Annotated in this window: 14 protein-coding genes and 1 tRNA gene; 7 read left to right on the top strand and 8 right to left on the bottom strand. The window is 53.7% G+C overall.

What is annotated here, in order from left to right:
* The first annotated feature begins 7 nt into the window (after positions 1-7).
* Positions 8-1,240, top strand: a complete 1,233-nt coding sequence (locus IEW06_RS13315; RefSeq protein WP_187732953.1) for a DUF5046 domain-containing protein — start codon at positions 8-10, stop codon at positions 1,238-1,240.
* Positions 1,241-1,360: 120 nt separating this feature from the next.
* Here the strand turns inward: IEW06_RS13315 and IEW06_RS13310 are convergent, their stop codons facing one another.
* On the bottom strand, positions 1,361-2,119 hold the full coding sequence (locus tag IEW06_RS13310; RefSeq protein WP_188548405.1) for a YqjF family protein: 759 nt from the start codon (positions 2,117-2,119) through the stop codon (positions 1,361-1,363).
* 121 nt (positions 2,120-2,240) lie between these two features.
* Entirely contained in the window at positions 2,241-4,049 is a 1,809-nt protein-coding gene (gene typA, locus IEW06_RS13305) for a translational GTPase TypA (RefSeq protein WP_187732951.1), read from the bottom strand.
* A 199-nt stretch (positions 4,050-4,248) separates the two neighbouring features.
* Between typA and msrB the strand changes: the two genes are divergently transcribed.
* A complete protein-coding gene (msrB, locus tag IEW06_RS13300) occupies positions 4,249-4,806 on the top strand; it encodes a peptide-methionine (R)-S-oxide reductase MsrB (protein ID WP_187732950.1) in 558 nt (185 codons plus the stop codon).
* Between the two features lie 135 nt (positions 4,807-4,941).
* Entirely contained in the window at positions 4,942-5,304 is a 363-nt protein-coding gene (locus IEW06_RS13295) for a hypothetical protein (protein ID WP_187732949.1), read from the top strand.
* Between the two features lie 89 nt (positions 5,305-5,393).
* Here IEW06_RS13295 and IEW06_RS13290 read toward each other — a convergent pair whose 3' ends face one another.
* Positions 5,394-6,029: a hypothetical protein gene (locus tag IEW06_RS13290; protein WP_187732948.1), complete on the bottom strand. Its 636-nt coding sequence runs from the start codon at positions 6,027-6,029 to the stop codon at positions 5,394-5,396.
* A gap of 219 nt (positions 6,030-6,248) precedes the next feature.
* Between IEW06_RS13290 and metG the strand changes: the two genes are divergently transcribed.
* Positions 6,249-8,291: a methionine--tRNA ligase gene (gene metG / locus IEW06_RS13285; protein WP_188548404.1), complete on the top strand. Its 2,043-nt coding sequence runs from the start codon at positions 6,249-6,251 to the stop codon at positions 8,289-8,291.
* A 132-nt stretch (positions 8,292-8,423) separates the two neighbouring features.
* On the opposite strand, the gene pth is transcribed toward metG, so the two are convergent.
* The 4 genes from pth to IEW06_RS13265 form a co-directional block, all read right to left on the bottom strand.
* A complete protein-coding gene (pth, locus tag IEW06_RS13280) occupies positions 8,424-8,987 on the bottom strand; it encodes an aminoacyl-tRNA hydrolase (protein WP_187732947.1) in 564 nt (187 codons plus the stop codon).
* Between the two features lie 148 nt (positions 8,988-9,135).
* Positions 9,136-9,711 (bottom strand): 50S ribosomal protein L25/general stress protein Ctc, encoded by a 576-nt coding sequence (locus tag IEW06_RS13275; RefSeq protein WP_187732946.1) that lies wholly within the window; start codon positions 9,709-9,711, stop codon positions 9,136-9,138.
* A gap of 151 nt (positions 9,712-9,862) precedes the next feature.
* Positions 9,863-10,792: a ribose-phosphate pyrophosphokinase gene (locus IEW06_RS13270; RefSeq protein WP_187310601.1), complete on the bottom strand. Its 930-nt coding sequence runs from the start codon at positions 10,790-10,792 to the stop codon at positions 9,863-9,865.
* A gap of 194 nt (positions 10,793-10,986) precedes the next feature.
* Positions 10,987-11,059, bottom strand: a tRNA-Gln gene (locus IEW06_RS13265).
* A gap of 256 nt (positions 11,060-11,315) precedes the next feature.
* Between IEW06_RS13265 and atpD the strand changes: the two genes are divergently transcribed.
* The 3 genes from atpD (at position 11,316) to IEW06_RS13250 (ending at position 14,455) form a co-directional block, all read left to right on the top strand.
* A complete protein-coding gene (atpD, locus tag IEW06_RS13260; RefSeq protein ID WP_187732945.1) occupies positions 11,316-12,821 on the top strand; it encodes a F0F1 ATP synthase subunit beta in 1,506 nt (501 codons plus the stop codon).
* A 91-nt stretch (positions 12,822-12,912) separates the two neighbouring features.
* Positions 12,913-13,158, top strand: coding sequence for an ATP synthase F1 subunit epsilon (gene atpC / locus IEW06_RS13255; RefSeq protein ID WP_084444313.1), 246 nt, complete (start codon positions 12,913-12,915; stop codon positions 13,156-13,158).
* Between the two features lie 169 nt (positions 13,159-13,327).
* Positions 13,328-14,455 (top strand): trans-sulfuration enzyme family protein, encoded by a 1,128-nt coding sequence (locus IEW06_RS13250; protein ID WP_187732944.1) that lies wholly within the window; start codon positions 13,328-13,330, stop codon positions 14,453-14,455.
* Positions 14,456-14,734: 279 nt separating this feature from the next.
* Here IEW06_RS13250 and IEW06_RS13245 read toward each other — a convergent pair whose 3' ends face one another.
* Positions 14,735-16,360, bottom strand: coding sequence for a transposase (locus IEW06_RS13245; RefSeq protein WP_188548403.1), 1,626 nt, complete (start codon positions 16,358-16,360; stop codon positions 14,735-14,737).
* Positions 16,361-16,489: the final 129 nt, after the last annotated feature.

Here is a 16,489-nt window from a genome sequence, read left to right as displayed (position 1 = left end):
AATACCAATGCGCCACTTTCTCTCTGCCAAAATTGCTTTAGCCATTTTGGCGGCAACAGTATTTACTTCCTGCGATGATGATCAAGAACTGAGCACCAGGCCCAGCACGGATCCTGGTAAGGAATATCGTTTTGTGCGCGTCCTGATAGCCGATGAACAGGCGGCTACTCTCACTCAGCTTACGCCCGCCACGGCCGCCATTGAGTCATTCAACGCGAAGTTTCCGCTAGCCACCCTCTACCCCACCGCCTCAGGGCGCTTTGCGGCGGTGATGTACGCCAATCAGAACCTAGTAGAGATGTTCGATACGGGTCTGGAGTCGCACGACGACCATATAGATGTGAAAGGAACTCCTAAATGGGGTGCCATTTCGTCCACGGGCGCGAGACCTTCCCACTTTAAGAGCAAAGGCACGGAGTCGCTGATTTTCAACGACGGCGACGGAACCCTGAGCGTAGGCAATGACGTCGAATTTCATGTGGCGGGGGCCAAATTCAAGGCAATAAACGTGGGCTTGCTGCCACACCACGGCGCCATGGCCCAGTTCGACAATGGCAACTACGCCGTTACGATGGCCAAGGCTAGTGGCGCAAGCCCCACCAGCGTCAAAATCATTAACAAAGCCGGGGCTGAGGTACAGGCCGCCAAGCTGGAAACAGGTAATATCCACGGCAATGCCACCGATGGTAGCAACGCTGTATTTGGTTGCTGGACCACCACGGCTAACACCAGCGGCAGCGTATTGGTCGTAAAGGCCTCGGGTGAGCAGCGCCTGATTTTGAACCCGGCCGATTTCGGAGCTTTCCGCCTGGGAACTATCTATTACGCCAAAGGAGCCAAGAAATACATCGGCTACGTGGCCACGAAAGGCGCTTACCTGATTGATATCACAACTGACAAAATCACGCCTATCTACGCCGGCGCGGATGCCTTCCAGTGCAAGCCCGACTACGCCGGCAACAACCTGCACGTGCTTACCCTGGACGGCAAGCTGCGCGTGTACGATCTGGCTACGGGCGCCCTCAAAAGAGAGAACTCGGTGATTCCAGCCACCCCAGCCGCAGACGCCTATAAGCCCATGCTGGAAGCCACGGAGAAATTTGCTTACATCGCCGTGCCTTCCCTGGGCGAAGTACACCAGATCAAGGTCAGCGACCTGAGCACCGCAGCCAAGCACAAAGTAACTTCGCGCCCGGTGCGCCTGACGGTGCTGGGTCATGAGTCGGATCAGGGCCACTAATTTCTCCTGACCGTACGATATACACAAAGGGCTTACTTGCTTGTATAAGCAAGTAAGCCCTTTGTGTATATCGTATCAGCGGCTTGTTACTTCACAACTGGGGGGCAAATCAGCCGGAAATTACACCCGTTTGAACTCCTGCACCCACACGTCCAAGGGGTCGGCGGCATGAAGGAGCGGCTCACCACTAGGTGTCGGCAAGCCATGACTTTCTACTAAGTTAGATTCCCATTCGCACAGGCTGGCCTCGCGCAGCATCCACGGTTCATGATAGAGTTTGCCTCGCCAAAGGTTGTTGTTGTGCACCTCTTCCTTCAAGTCTGGTCCGGCGGTGTACAGGTAGTAGCGCTCGGTGAGAAAATACTGCAACGTGCCGGGCCGCGACGCGGGCAAAGCTTCGCCCAGCGTCCATGTAGCCGCGAATGTTGCGGGGGCAATGTCCCGGTGCGTGCGCTCAGCGGTGGCGCGCAGGGTGGGGCCGGTCTGCGTCAGGCTCATGCGGGCGTGCAGGTAAGGTAGATGGAAAAACGTGCGCGCCGCCCACACGCCCAGCGCCAACGAGGCATCCAGCGAGAGAAACCAGACACCCGGCACACCATCGAGGCGCGCATAGGTGCGCACATTCAGCTCATGCAAATGATGCAGTCCCGGCACAGCCGGCAAGCCCAGCGGCCGAATGTGGCTCATGGTAAATGGCACCACGCCCAGCCACGCTTGCCCGTCAAACAAGTCCAGCTCCAGCCGTGCCGGCAGATACGGCCGCAACAAGTCAGGCTCCACGGGCCAGTGTGCAAAGAGCAACTGGCTCCACCGCTGCCGCATCAGGGGCAGGCTTGGGGGGCTTTTTGGCGCTGATTTCAACAAAATAGGAGAGGACATAATAACGCGTACTGCTTCATAACAGCCGGACTAAGCGAAATGTCTGCCGCTGGCCTTGAAACAACAGAAGGGCGCAACCACTGGCTGCGCCCTTCTGAGGGAGAGATAATGTTGGCAGAAACTAGTCTACCTTCTTGGCTGAGCGCAAACGCTCGTTTTCGTCCAGCAGAATCTTACGCATCCGCACCGACTTAGGCGTTACTTCCAGATACTCGTCTTTCTGAATGTATTCCATGGCCTCTTCCAGCGAAAACTGACGCTTCGGGATAATCTTGGCGTTGTCGTCGGAGCCGGAAGCACGCATGTTGGTGAGCTTCTTGCCTTTCTGGATGTTGATGGTCAAATCGTTAGGACGAGTGTGCTCACCGATAACCTGGCCAGCGTACACTTCCTCGCCCGGATCAACGAAAAACTCGCCGCGGTCCTGCATCTTATCGATGGTATACGCGGTGCCGGCACCCGTATCCATCGAAATCAGCGAACCAGCAATACGACCCGGAATTACGCCTTTATAGGGCTCGTAGCTCAGGAAGCGGTGGTTCATGATGGCCTCACCAGCCGTAGCCGTCAGCACGTTGTTACGCAAGCCAATCAGGCCACGGGCCGGAATGTTGAACTCCAAATGCTGCAAGTCGCCTTTCGGCTCCATGATGGTCAGGTCGCCCTTACGCATCGTCACCAGCTCGATAACCTTACCAGCAGTTTCCTCTGGCACATCAACTACCAAGTGCTCGATTGGCTCCAGGCGGTTGCCATTGTCATCTTCTTTGAACAGCACCTGGGGCTGACCCACCTGCAATTCAAAGCCTTCACGACGCATCGTCTCGATCAGTACCGACAAGTGAAGAATACCGCGGCCGTACACCAAAAATGTATCTTCCTTATCGGTTTCCTTTACGCGCAGCGCAAGGTTTTTCTCGGTTTCTTTGAACAGACGGTCACGCAAATGGCGCGAGGTCACGAACTTGCCTTCCTTACCGAAGAAGGGCGAGTTGTTGATGGTGAACAACATGTTCATCGTCGGCTCGTCGATGCTGATAACGGTCAGGCCTTCGGGGTTGTCGGCATCCGCCAGCGTATCACCGATGTCGAAACCTTCAATGCCCGTTACGGCGCAGATTTCGCCCGAGCTAACTTCCGCAACCTTGTTCCGGCCCAAGCCTTCGAACACATGTAGCTCCTTGATTTTTACTTTCTTGATAGTGCCGTCACGCTTCACCAGGCTCATGTTGGCGCCTTCTTTCAGCGTGCCGCGGTGTACGCGACCAATGGCGATGCGGCCCACGAACGACGAATAGTCGAGCGAAGTCACCTGCATCTGGGGCGTGCCGTCCAAAGTAGGCGCGGGAGGAATAGAAGCAACCACCGCGTCGAGCAGCGGAATGATGTTGTCGGTCTTTACTTTCCAGTCGGTGCTCATCCAGCCTTGCTTCGATGAACCATAAAGGGTCACGAAGTCAAGCTGATCTTCCGAAGCGCCGAGGTTGAACATGAGGTCGAAAACCTGCTCGTGCACCTCATCGGGGCGGCAGTTTTCCTTGTCCACTTTGTTTACTACCACGATAGGCTTCAGGCCCAAATCAATGGCTTTGCCCAGTACGAAGCGGGTCTGGGGCATGGCGCCTTCGAAGGCATCCACGAGCAGTAACACGCCGTCGGCCATCTTCAGTACGCGCTCTACCTCACCACCAAAGTCGGCGTGACCAGGCGTATCGATGATGTTGATCTTGACGTCCTTATAACGAACCGATACGTTCTTGGAGACGATGGTAATGCCCCGCTCGCGCTCCAGATCGTTGTTGTCCAGGATCAGGTCGTCGAAGTGCTGGTGCTCATCGAATAGCTTAGAGGCGTGAATGATTTTGTCCACGAGCGTCGTCTTGCCGTGGTCAACGTGCGCAATAATTGCGATATTCCGAATGTTCTGCATACAAAGGTTTTTGCGGGCGCAAAGGTACGCAATTGTCAGCGGATAAATGAGTGTGACGAAAATGTTAACTGTTTGAAACTGAAATAGCACCCGCTCCCACGAACCGAACCCAAGCCCGGTAGCGTATGTTATGCCAGTGGCTGCCGCAATGGCGCGCCACTCATCTGTTTCAGTTTTACACTTCCCTCACTTTCCCCTGATGCGTAACTCCGCCCTTATTCTGGCTTTTTCTTTTTTGACGTTGGGCACTGCTTGCTCGCAGAAAAAAGACGGGCTGGCAACCGCTAAGGCTCAGGCAGCTACCGATCCCGGCGCTGCTGCCAAAGCATATCCAACGGCCCAGCCCATGACCAACAAAGCCGATGAATTTGCAGTTCGCAAAACGGAGGCGGAATGGAGAAAACTGCTTAGTCCTGAGCAATTTAAGGTGTTGCGCGAGCAAGGTACGGAGCGGCCTTTTGCTAATAAGTACAACGACAACCACGAAAAAGGTGTGTATCACTGCGCCGGCTGCAACAACTTATTATTCAACTCAGCCACCAAATTTGAGTCGGGCACGGGTTGGCCCAGCTTCTTTGCTCCGGCCACCGCGGCCAGCGTGAAAGTGCAGAAGGATAATAGCTACGGCATGTCGCGCGACGAGATTGTGTGCGCCAAGTGCGGTGGCCACATTGGTCACGTCTTCGACGACGGCCCCAACCCTACGGGGCTTCGGTACTGCATGAACTCGGCGGCGATGAATTTTAAGAAGCAGTAAGTCCTTTCAAAAAAGCCCCCCAGCGCGCCCCGCATTACTCTTCTGAAGCGGGCGCTGGCTAAGTCCAACTTAATGCTGTTGGGTTGCGTTGTAAGAATGCAGGCTCGCCGCCGAACCAGCATTCAGTCAAAATCTATGTTTACGTATCGTTTAGGCTTGCCTTACCGCGCCTTTTGGCTGGGTAGCTTGCTGTTTCTGGGCGTCGCTTGCACTGCCACCCAGGAGCAGGCAGCCGAAGTTGACCGCGCCCCGCTGCCCACTGAAATTCGGACGGATGCCGACCGGCAGGCGGCTTACAATAGCGGAATCGGCACTCGTGCTGCCGTGCCCGACGCAACGCCCGGCCGGGTGGAGCTGGGTGAGCAGGCGGCCGGAACCAACTCCCGGCAGCGGATCGAAAACGTGAACACCAACAACCCTAACACCAGCACGCCCGAAACGCGACTGCGCCGCTTGCGCGGTGCCCCCGCCGATACCATTCGTCGGCCGGGTTTCTAAAATAATGGTAAAGCGTAAAAAAAGCCCCCCAGCTAAGCGAAATACTTGCTGGGGGGCTTTTCTACGTCCTGTTAATTGGGGTAGTAAAATTAGCTGGCACCGTTGGTGTCGGCGCCCGGAGCCGGCGTTTCGGCGGCCGGCTTGCGGCTTGTTTTAGCGGTTGTGGCTACTGGTTTGCGCGCGCTGGCGCTGGGTCGGCGTGAGCTGCCATTAGACGAAGCCGCTGTGCTTGCTGTGGCTTGCAAAGTGGCGCGGCTTTTACGAGGACTGCCATCCTTGTTCGTTGTTACGGACGGCTTCGGTGCTGGCTTGCGGTTACGTACGTCCGTCGTACGAGTAGGCGCAGCAGCAACTGGGGTGTCAGTTGTCGTGTCGGCTGAGTCGTAATGACGTACTATCGTGTGCAGGGCTTCCTCAAACATGCGCTCCGTGTCCTGATCCAGCCGTCGCGTAGCTTCCTTCACTACTTCTTTCAGCTTAGCTTTCGTTTCTTTGCGAATGCGTTTCACTACATCGCTTACCCGCGTATCCAGTTCTTTCTGAAGTTGCTTGGCCGCCGATTTGAGTGCCTTTTTCTGACTGGCTTTCTCCACGGTGCGGTCGTCGTTCAGCGACTTGGTCGCTTGCATCGTTGATTTTGCCGCTTTGCGCTCCGCCTTCGATGCTTTTGGAGCTGACTCTTTTTTAGCCTTTTTAGCGGATTTCTCCTGTTCTGATTTTTTCATGGTGGAAGCAGGTGAGGGTTAGATAGATTGCCTGTAATTTCCTTGAAATCATTCGACCTATTCAATCAAATATAGCCGTATTTACTATGTCCAATTCGTTATTGTTTTATTAAGCTGATTTATCCTTGTATTTAAACTTTTCTTTGTACCCAAATGCTACCTGAGTACAGCCATTTCACTTCTTTCTTTCGAATCCCTTTTTGGGTTTAGCTTCTTCTTATGTCTTCTGACTTTCAACGTTATACCGTTACTGCTGCTTTGCCTTATGCCAATGGTCCGGTGCATATTGGTCACTTGGCAGGTGTTTATTTGCCAGCCGATATTTATGTGCGCTACCTGCGCAGTGCCGGCCGCGATGTAAAGTTTATTTGCGGCTCCGATGAACACGGTGTGCCTATTACTATTCGGGCGCAAAAAGAGGGTGTTACGCCGCAGCAGGTGGTGGATAAATATCACGCGCTGATTCGAGATTCTTTCCTCGATTTTGGTGTGTCGTTCGATATCTATTCGCGCACTTCCTCGGCTACGCACCGCGAAGTTTCGAGCGGTTTTTTTCGCAAGCTTTACGAGGAAGGAAAATTCATCGAGCAAACGTCGCAGCAGTATTATGATGAGCAGGCCAACCAATTTTTGGCCGACCGTTATATCGTGGGTACGTGCCCCAACTGCGGCAACGAAAACGCCTACGGCGACCAGTGCGAGCGGTGCGGCACTTCGCTCAGCCCCACTGAACTAATCAATCCGCGCAGCATGCTAAGTGGCAACAACCCGGTGCTGCGCGAAACCAAGCACTGGTACTTGCCTCTCGATCAATATGAGCCCTGGCTGCGTGAATGGATTGTGGAAGGCCATAAAAACGACTGGAAAGCCAACGTGTACGGCCAATGCAAGTCTTGGATCGACCAGGGCCTGCACCCGCGCGCCGTTACCCGCGACCTCGATTGGGGCGTGCCCGTGCCGGTAGAAGGCGCGGAAGGCAAGGTGCTGTACGTGTGGTTTGATGCACCCATCGGCTACATTTCCGCTACTAAAGACCTGCTGCCCGACACCTGGGAAACTTACTGGAAAGACAGCGGCTCGAAGCTGGTGCACTTTATCGGCAAGGATAATATCGTGTTTCACTGCATTATATTTCCGGCCATGCTCAAAGCGCACGGCGACTATATTTTGCCCGATAACGTGCCCGCCAATGAGTTCCTGAATCTTGAAGGCGACAAAATTTCTACCTCACGCAACTGGGCCGTGTGGCTGCACGAATATTTGCAGGATTTCCCCGGTCGTGCTGATGTTTTGCGCTACGTATTGTGCGCGAATGCTCCCGAAAATAAAGACAACGATTTCACCTGGAAAGATTTTCAGGCGCGCAATAATAACGAGCTGTTAGCCACGCTCGGCAACTTCGTAAATCGTGCCGTTGTGCTCACGCATAAGTACTTTGGGGGACAAATTCCGGCGCGAAATGAGCTTACTGAATTTGACCAGGAAGTGCTCCAGCAATTAGCCGATTTTCCGGCGCGTATTGGTCAGCTAATTGAAAATTACCGCTTCCGTGATGCGCTGAATGAGCTGATGAATTTGGCGCGTTTGGGCAATAAATATCTGGCAGATACGGAGCCGTGGAAACTCATCAAAACGGATGAGGCGCGGGTAGGAACTATCCTAAATATTGGGCTGCAAATTACAGCTAGCCTGACAACATTAATGGAGCCTTTTCTGCCCAGCACAGCGGCACGTTTGGGGAGTATGTTGAACACCGAAAAAGCCCCCTGGACCGCTGCTGGCAACGCCGATGCTCTGCCTGTCGGACATCAACTGAACGAGGCATTTCTGCTGTTTGAAAAGATTGAAGATGCTACGGTAGAGGCGCAAGTACAAAAGCTGCTCGATACCAAAAAAGCCAACGAATTAGCAAACGCTGTAACGGCTCCCGCCAAGGATAACGTGTCGTTTGATGAGTTCAGCCGCATGGATTTGCGCGTAGGCACCATCACGGCCGCTGAGAAAGTTGCCAAGACCAAAAAGCTCCTCAAACTCACGGTGGATACCGGGCTGGAGCAGCGCACCATTGTGAGCGGCATTGCCGAGTCGTTTATTCCGGAAGCACTGGTCGGACAACAGGTGTTGGTGTTGCTAAATTTGGCTCCCAGAGAGATAAAAGGTATTCAGTCGCAGGGCATGCTGCTGCTGGCCGAAAACGCCGACGGCTCATTGGCCCTCATGCAGCCCGGCCAGCAAGTGCGGCCCGGTAGCGGCGTAATGTAGACACGCTGTTCTCAGCAAGCTTTTCAGCTTAAACCCAAAAAAGCCCCCCAGCACTAGCGCTGGGGGGCTTTTTTGGGTTTAAATGCTTAAAGTCAACCGCCTTATAGGGTTTCAGTCGCGTCTGCGAAGGTGTTATTTCACATTGACCACGTTCATAGCGCGCTCAATGCCTAGCGTGCCGAACGCCAGCACAGCCTCAGCGGCTTTTTCAATGCGCAGCGGCAAGTCGATTTGCTCATCGGCCGAAAATGGATTGAGTACATAATCCACCTGCCGACCTTTGGGAAAGTTAGCATCAACCCCAAAACGCAGGCGGGCGTATTCGTCCGTGCCCAGCGTTTCCTGAATGGATTTCAAGCCATTATGCCCCCCAGCCGAGCCTTTTCCTTTCAGGCGCAGCTTGCCATACGGTAGCGCCAAATCGTCCGTCACAACCAGCATCTGCTCCTTCTCAAGCTTCAAGCTGGTCAGATAATGCGCCGCCGCTTTACCACTCAGATTCATGTACGTTGTGGGCTTTACCAGCACGAAGGTTTTGCCTTTATGCTTGATTTCCGTCACAAACGCGTACCGATTTATTTCAAACCGCGCCTCGTGTTTTTGTGCCAGATAATCGGCCACCATAAATCCGATATTATGACGCGTGTCGGCGTATTCCGGACCAATATTGCCGAGGCATAAAACCAGGTATTTCATTGAATCATGAATTAAATCGGTAACACAAGATTGACGAATATTCAGTCTTGTTTTAGGGCTTAAATCATTTAAAGAAAAGCCCCCCAGAATATTTCTGGGGGGCTTTTCTTTAGATAATCGAACGGATTATAAAATCTGTGGCGGGGGCTTACTTGTCGCCGCCGGCCATTGCACCTTTCAGCGCACGTGGGATAGCCACGGTAGCGATAGGAGCAAGGGGGTTAGTAAGAATAGTGTAGTTGGTAGGCTGCACCTTGCTTACTTTGATAGACTTACCTAGCTCGAGGTCCGAGATGTTCACCTCTACATAGTCGGGCAGGTTTTCGGGCAGCGCCTTCACCTTTACCTTACGCAGCTTCGAGATCAGCTTACCACCTTGCTGTACGCCGGGCGAAGTGCCGATGTACTTAACAGGGATGTCCATTTTTACCTCTTTGCCATCCTGCAATTGCAGGAAGTCAACGTGCAGCAGCATCTCGTTCACGGGGTGAAACTGAGCGTCCTGCACGATAGCACGGTAGATGGTACCTTCTACGTTCAAATCAACGATGTGTACTTCAGGCGTGTACAGCAATTCGCGGAAGAGAATGGCAGGAGCCGAGAAGTGTACCTGCTCTCCTGCACCGTACATTACGCACGGAACATAAGAATCAAGACGCAGCTGCTTTGCCTCTTTCTTGCCGAGATTCGCTCTTTTAAACCCTACAATCTCTAAGCTTTTCATAAAAAGAGTGTTTTTGGAAAAAGTATTTTTTGCTCCCATCAATTAATGGGGCCGCAAAGATACGGTTTAAGTCCGTTAACTAAAAAGGACTTGATATATAGTGTGTAAAAGGCCGCGCCGCTAATAGAAACAAAGCACCACGGCCCAACTATCAGGTAAAGAGCGAGCTGATCGACTCGTGCGTCACGACGTTGCGAATAGCGTGGGCAAACAAATCAGCCAACGATATCACCCGGATTTTTGGGTTCTCCTGCCGCAACGGAATCGTGTCGGATACCACCAGTTCTTCCAGCACGGAGTTGCGAATGCGGTCGTGGGCCGGGCCGCTGAGCACAGGGTGTGTAATAACAGCGCGCACTGAGCGCGCACCACGCTCTAGCAGCAATTCAGCCGCTTTGCAGATGGTGCCAGCCGTATCTACAATATCATCGACCAGAACGACATCTTGCCCGGTCACGTCGCCAATCACCTGCATCGAGGCAATTTCATTGGCCCGCAAACGCGTTTTGTCGCACACCACTATTTCGGCCCCGAAGCGCTTGGCAAAAGCGCGGGTACGCACCACACCACCCACGTCAGGGGAGGCGAAAATGAGGTTTTCTAAGTTCAGCGACTTGATATAAGGCACAAACATGGCCGAACCATCAAGGTGGTCAACGGGAATATCGAAAAAGCCTTGAATCTGGCCGGCGTGCAGGTCACACGTCATCAGGCGGTCGGTGCCTACGCTTTGGATGAAGTCGGCTACCACTTTAGCCCCGATACTCACGCGCGGCTTATCCTTACGATCTTGGCGGGCGTAGCCATAGTAGGGCATCACGATGGTAACGGAGGCGGCAGAGGCACGTTTGGCGGCGTCTACCATCAGCATGAGTTCCATCAGGTTCTCAGCCGGCGGAAACGTGCTTTGAATCAGGAACACGGCACATCCCCGGACGCTTTCGTTGAAGCTTGGTCCCAGTTCAGTGTCGGCGAAGCGCTGAAGGCTCAGATCACCGAGTTGGGTGCCATAAGCGGCGGCAATTTTCTCACCGAGTTCGTGCGAGGCGTTGCCTGCGAAAAGTTTAACCTGCTGGGACATGAGTTTAATTCAGTTGGGAATCAGCGGAGTGTGCAAAGGTAAACAGGAGACGCTATATGGCTGAGCTAAGCAGAAGGGAGCGATAAGTAAAAATAGCCGATTATAAAGCGAAAAGGCCGAAAAGGCTAAACTAAAAAGCGAAAGGCGCTGATTCCTCCCGGGGGAAGTATCAGCGCCTTTCGCGTTACAAGTAGTTGTCCGACCAGGGCTCGAACCTGGACTTTCTTGAATCAAAATCAAGCGTGTTGCCAGTTACACCATCGGACAAAGTCCCCAGTGGCAATGCCGTTTGGGTGTGCAAATGTACGAGGCGAATAATTCGGGGCAAATTCTAATCGAATATTTTTTAAAATATTTTCTGGGGCTGGGGGGCAAATATTGGGTTTAAAGCGTCTTGAGTGCCTGATTGTCAATACTCCAGCACTGCACAAACTTTCCGCTCACGCGAGCTTTGGCAAAGCGGGGATTAAGCCGTAGTTTTGCGGCCTGAAAACGTTGCCACCCATCTATATAAAGACCTCCAATGGCGAATAACGGCAAAATCACCCAAGTAATTGGTCCCGTAGTGGACGTAAGCTTCGCCGGTGATGACACGCGCCTCCCCAACATTCTCGACGCGCTCGAAGTCATAAAAGACAACGGCCAGGTCGTTATCCTCGAATGCCAGCAGCACTTAGGCGAAGACCGGGTGCGCACCATCGCCATGGACTCGACTGAGGGTCTGACCCGCGGTGCCATTGTGCGCGACTTGGGTTCGCCCATCTCGATGCCGACTGGTGAAGGCGTAAAAGGCCGCTTGTTCAATGTAATTGGCCAAGCCATTGACGGCATTCGTCAGCCTGATAGCAACGGACCGATGTCAATTCACCGCTCGGCTCCTCCGTTTGAGGATCTGGCTACGACGTCGGAAGTATTCTTCACCGGTATCAAGGTAATCGACCTGTTGGCTCCTTATGTAAAAGGTGGCAAAATTGGTTTGTTCGGTGGTGCTGGCGTAGGCAAAACCGTACTGATTCAGGAGCTGATCAACAACATCGCGAAGGCTTATTCCGGTCTGTCGGTGTTTGCTGGTGTAGGCGAGCGTACTCGTGAGGGAAATGACTTGCTGCGCGAATTCATTGAGTCGGACATCATCCGTTACGGCGCCGAGTTCAAGCACTCCATGGAAGAAGGTGGCTGGGACTTGTCGAAAGTAGACGAGACGGAGCTGGCTAAGTCGCAGGCTACCCTCGTATTCGGTCAGATGAACGAGCCGCCCGGAGCCCGTGCTCGCGTGGCCCTGTCAGGTCTTACCATTGCTGAAAGCTTCCGCGATGGCGACGGTACTGGTTCAGGCCGCGATATCCTGTTCTTTATTGACAACATCTTCCGCTTTACCCAGGCTGGTTCGGAAGTTTCGGCTTTGTTGGGTCGTATGCCTTCGGCCGTAGGTTACCAGCCCACGCTGGCCACCGAAATGGGTGCCATGCAGGAGCGCATTACTTCTACCAAGCGTGGTTCTATCACGTCGGTACAGGCCGTATATGTGCCTGCCGATGACTTGACTGACCCAGCGCCGGCTAATACCTTCGCTCACTTGGATGCCACGACGGTATTGTCGCGTAAGATTGCTGAGCTTGGCATTTATCCTGCCGTTGACCCACTTGACTCTACCTCGCGCATTCTGTCCGTTGAAGTTCTGGGTGAGGAGCACTACAACACCGCCCAGCGCGTGAAAGAGATTCTGCAGCGCTACAAAGAACTGCAGGACATCATCGCCATCCTTGGTATGGATGAGCTGTCGGAGGAAGATAAGCAGGTCGTAAACCGCGCTCGTCGTGTGCAGCGCTTCCTGTCGCAGCCTTTCTTCGTAGCTGAACAGTTCACTGGTTTGAAGGGTGTGTTGGTTGATATCAAAGACACTATCCGCGGCTTCAACGAAATCATCGACGGCAAGCACGACCACCTACCTGAAGCAGCTTTCAACCTCGTTGGTACTATCGAGGATGCCGTTGTAAAAGGTGAGCGTCTAATTGCTGAAGCGAAATAACTGTTTTAAAGAGATGAATGGCTAAATGGTTGATTGCTCGGTACTACTCGTCGAACGATTAACCATTCAGCTATTCAACAATTCAACTGACATGCATTTAGAAATCATCACGCCAGACCGGAAAATATTTGCGGGTGAGGTCACTTCGGCTCAGTTTCCAGGGGCGGATGGACTTTTTGAAGTGCTTAACAACCACGCTCCCCTTATCAGTGCCTTACAGGCGGGTAGCATCAACGTGAACAGCGCTACGGGCCGCGAATCCTTCCGCATCGAAGGTGGCGTGGTAGAAGTGCTGCGCAACAATGTTATCGTGCTGGCTGAAGGCGTAGTTGCCTAAGCTGGTTTATGTAGTAGTAAAAAGCCTTTCCTTTGCCAGGAAAGGCTTTTTTGTTTTTGGTTGATCCTGCTTCCTTTAACCATTCTTGAGGAAGAGCTACTAGCTCAAGACCGGTCTAATTTTGCCCCCCACAGTCCCTGTATCCCGAGATTCGGCAACATCATTCTGTATGCATATCCATCCCAAAATCACCCCCATCTATCAAACGTCGGTTTTCAAATTTGAGGATCTGGATGGCATAGCACAGTATTTCGATGAGCCCGGCAGCCGCTACATGTATTCACGGAATGGTAACCCTAACTCCGATGAACTGGCCGAGGCAGTGAACCGGCTGGAAGGTGGGCAGGGGGCAATTGCAACGGGCTCCGGCATGGCGGCTATCCTGGCAGCCATTTTAGCTTACTGCGAAGCCGGCGACCATGTGCTTTGCGCGGCTGATATCTATGGTGGATCAGCGGCCCTGCTGAATCTGGAACTAAGTCGCCTGGGAATTTCGGTGAGCTATGTGCCTTTCGAGGAGCTTTACGATCTAAAGCCGCATCTGCAACCCCGCACCCGCCTGTTGCTGGCCGAAACTATGAGTAACCCGTTGTTGCGCGTGGTAAATCTGAAGGCTCTGGCCGAAGAGTGCCATCAGCATAGCGTAAAGCTGGTTATTGACAATACGTTTGCTACGCCTCTACTCACTCGCCCTATCGAGTATGGTGCTGATATTACGTTGCACAGCGTAACTAAATACCTGGCTGGCCATTCCGACGTAACGGCTGGGGTAGTAGTTGCCGCCACCACCGAAACAGCTGCTCGCCTCCGCCAGATTGGAATGACTCTGGGTTTAACTCTAAGTCCGATGGAGAGCTGGCTGGCAGTGCGAGGGCTCAAAACGCTGCGCCTGCGTGTGAAGGAGCACAGCTCTAATGCGCAAGCTATAGCTGAGATGCTTGACCGCCATCCAGTCGTACAAGAAGTCAATTATCCGGGTTTACCAAGCCATGCAGAGCACCAACTTGCCGCTCGTCAAGGCGGGACTCAGTTCGGAGGTATGCTTTCCTTCCGTTTGCCTGATGATGAGAAGTTGGTGAATCAATTTATGCGTCGCTCACTGCGCTTTCCGTTTGCACCATCGCTGGCAGGAGTTGATTCGTCACTCTCACATCCACTCAGTACCTCGCACCGGTCCCTCCGCCCTGAGCAGCAGCAGCGACTAGGTATCACTGTGGGCTTGGTGCGCTTATCAGTGGGCATTGAGGTGAAAGAAGAGTTATTAGCTGATTTGGAGCAGGCATTGGAGCAAGGGTAAAGTATCTACACGTTTTCAAGCGTCAAAACTGTCTCTGAGCTGCCGGATACTAATTACGAACTAGGTGGCTAAACCTGGGGAGTTTGGAATGCACGTCAGCAGCTCTTTAACGAATATTTAGATGGAGGCCTTAGCGGATAAGAATAAATAATAAAGGTTTATATAGCTGCTGTGGCTGTTGCAAAATGCTCAGCGGGGAACCTACTAAGTTGTAGTGACAAGGATGAGCGTTCAACAGGCAAATGGCCGGCCCCTCGTTGGCCACGGATGGAAGCTTAACTAACCCGCTCTCAGCATACTGCCAACGTTTGGCACCAAGTACCCAACCTTATCGGACCTCACCAAGCTTTTACAAGTGGTGGAAGGTCGTGGCTGTTGCAGAACTCTGCTTTTTCCGTTGTCCTCGTGTTTAGCTGGCTGGCATTTACGGTAATACCTACGTGTTCGCCGCTGCAACGGGAGGGCACCCGGTGGGGGAGGCGGTTTGGGCAGGGCTACTGCCAGGCTCAGGCACTGGGTAGGCCGGTGCTTGAGCAGCTTCTTCAGGTTGTAGGCGATAGCACTCAGCAACATAGTCTTATGCGCCGCTGCCCGGCTCTTGGTGCCGACCCGTCGCAGCCCGTAGTGCTGCAGCAGGCTCCCAAAAACGGGTTCGACCGTGCGCTGCCGGACCCGACGCATCCGTTGAACTGCCCGACTCTGCTGCCGATGCCAGGCGCGACGATAAGCCGCGTCAAAGGCCGAGCGCACAAACTTCTGTTGGGGCGCTGCCGGCGTACAACGCATCTTTAAGGGGCACTGCTGGCAGTCCTGATAAGCCGCCCGGTAATTCTTGACCCAGTTTCCATCTTGGCTAGTCGCGTAGTTGCGAAAAGGGAGTGACTTGCCCGCTGGACAGCGAAAGGCATCTACTGCCGCCTCATAGCTAAAGCCTTCTGGGGCTGGCTTATAGTGACCAAAAACCGGAATCCAGGGCGTAATAGCCCGCTGTTCGAGGAAGGCATAGTTAAAGCCGTTGGAGTAGCCCGTATCGGCTACGAAGTCGCGCAGCGTTAACTCGTTGGCCACTAGCCGGGTTTGCAGCCGTGGCACCAACTCAGGCAAGTGCGTGCTGTCGCGACGGTCGCCAAAGTCCGCTTGGATGTGGCTAATGCTGCCCCTGGCCGTATCCACGGCCACACTACAGAGGTAATTCAGGGCGCGCGCTTTGCCCGGCTTGACCGAAATACGCGCTTCAGGGTCGGTGGGACTGTAGTGGGTTTTATTGCTCAGCAACTGGGCTTTGGGGTGGCGGGCCCCGAGCCCACCTGGTGCGGCTTGCCGCTTCGCCCGCCGGGTCACCTCGCGGCGCAGCTGGTGAGCGGGGGCCGAGCGCACGGCAACTGCTGGCGCCGGATCCACTTGCTCATCCGCTACCCTCAACGGAGGGACGGCGCTTGCGGGCTTCTCGCGCAGGCTATCGAGGGAAGCGGCAGCTTTGACCGGGGCCGAGTCCACGACCTGCGTATCGGCGGCCACGCACTGGGCAAATACGTGGTCAAAGAGGTGCTCGAATACGGCCGCGGGGTACAGCTGACGGGTGCGGCTAATCGTCGAGTGCCAGGGTAATTCTTCGTCGACTTCGTAGCCCAGAAAGTAGAGAATATCCAGGCGCGGCGCGCACTGCTCGATTAAGCGTCGGTCGCTAAGGATATTTTCCAGGCGTCCGACCAGCACGAGCTTGAAGAACACGACCGGGTCGAGCGAGGGCTGGCCCGTGTGGCTGTAGACGGGCCGGATCTGCAGGCGCAGAAAATCCCAGTTTACCCTGTCGCGTAAGCGACGATATAAATTCTGCGTCGGCACCCGTTCCGAAAGGCGAAAGTGCGTGCTGACTTTATCGTGGAACTGTTTCTGGCCCTGCATCCACTGTATACGAGCACCCTATTCCTCAGATACTTCTGCAACAGCCACGGTCGTTTACAACACGTAAAAGGAGTAATAGCTCCGCTACCAATCTTATAAACTCCGTTTATTCCATTTACCGATAGCCTT

The sequence above is a fragment of the Hymenobacter qilianensis genome (assembly GCF_014638675.1).
Classification (GTDB): domain Bacteria; phylum Bacteroidota; class Bacteroidia; order Cytophagales; family Hymenobacteraceae; genus Hymenobacter; species Hymenobacter qilianensis.
The sequence above is the reverse complement of the archived record's forward strand: the minus strand, read 5'-3'. Positions and strand labels throughout refer to the sequence as shown.

Bases quoted from the DNA above. Each gene is read 5' to 3' on its own strand.
- IEW06_RS13315 (WP_187732953.1), top strand. From the start codon at position 8: ATGCGCCACTTTCTCTCTGCCAAAATTGCTTTAGCCATTTTGGCGGCA.
- IEW06_RS13310 (WP_188548405.1), bottom strand. From the start codon at position 2,119: ATGTCCTCTCCTATTTTGTTGAAATCAGCGCCAAAAAGCCCCCCAAGC.
- typA (WP_187732951.1), bottom strand. From the start codon at position 4,049: ATGCAGAACATTCGGAATATCGCAATTATTGCGCACGTTGACCACGGC.
- msrB (WP_187732950.1), top strand. From the start codon at position 4,249: ATGCGTAACTCCGCCCTTATTCTGGCTTTTTCTTTTTTGACGTTGGGC.
- IEW06_RS13295 (WP_187732949.1), top strand. From the start codon at position 4,942: ATGTTTACGTATCGTTTAGGCTTGCCTTACCGCGCCTTTTGGCTGGGT.
- IEW06_RS13290 (WP_187732948.1), bottom strand. From the start codon at position 6,029: ATGAAAAAATCAGAACAGGAGAAATCCGCTAAAAAGGCTAAAAAAGAG.
- metG (WP_188548404.1), top strand. From the start codon at position 6,249: ATGTCTTCTGACTTTCAACGTTATACCGTTACTGCTGCTTTGCCTTAT.
- pth (WP_187732947.1), bottom strand. From the start codon at position 8,987: ATGAAATACCTGGTTTTATGCCTCGGCAATATTGGTCCGGAATACGCC.
- IEW06_RS13275 (WP_187732946.1), bottom strand. From the start codon at position 9,711: ATGAAAAGCTTAGAGATTGTAGGGTTTAAAAGAGCGAATCTCGGCAAG.
- IEW06_RS13270 (WP_187310601.1), bottom strand. From the start codon at position 10,792: ATGTCCCAGCAGGTTAAACTTTTCGCAGGCAACGCCTCGCACGAACTC.
- atpD (WP_187732945.1), top strand. From the start codon at position 11,316: ATGGCGAATAACGGCAAAATCACCCAAGTAATTGGTCCCGTAGTGGAC.
- atpC (WP_084444313.1), top strand. From the start codon at position 12,913: ATGCATTTAGAAATCATCACGCCAGACCGGAAAATATTTGCGGGTGAG.
- IEW06_RS13250 (WP_187732944.1), top strand. From the start codon at position 13,328: ATGCATATCCATCCCAAAATCACCCCCATCTATCAAACGTCGGTTTTC.
- IEW06_RS13245 (WP_188548403.1), bottom strand. From the start codon at position 16,360: ATGCAGGGCCAGAAACAGTTCCACGATAAAGTCAGCACGCACTTTCGC.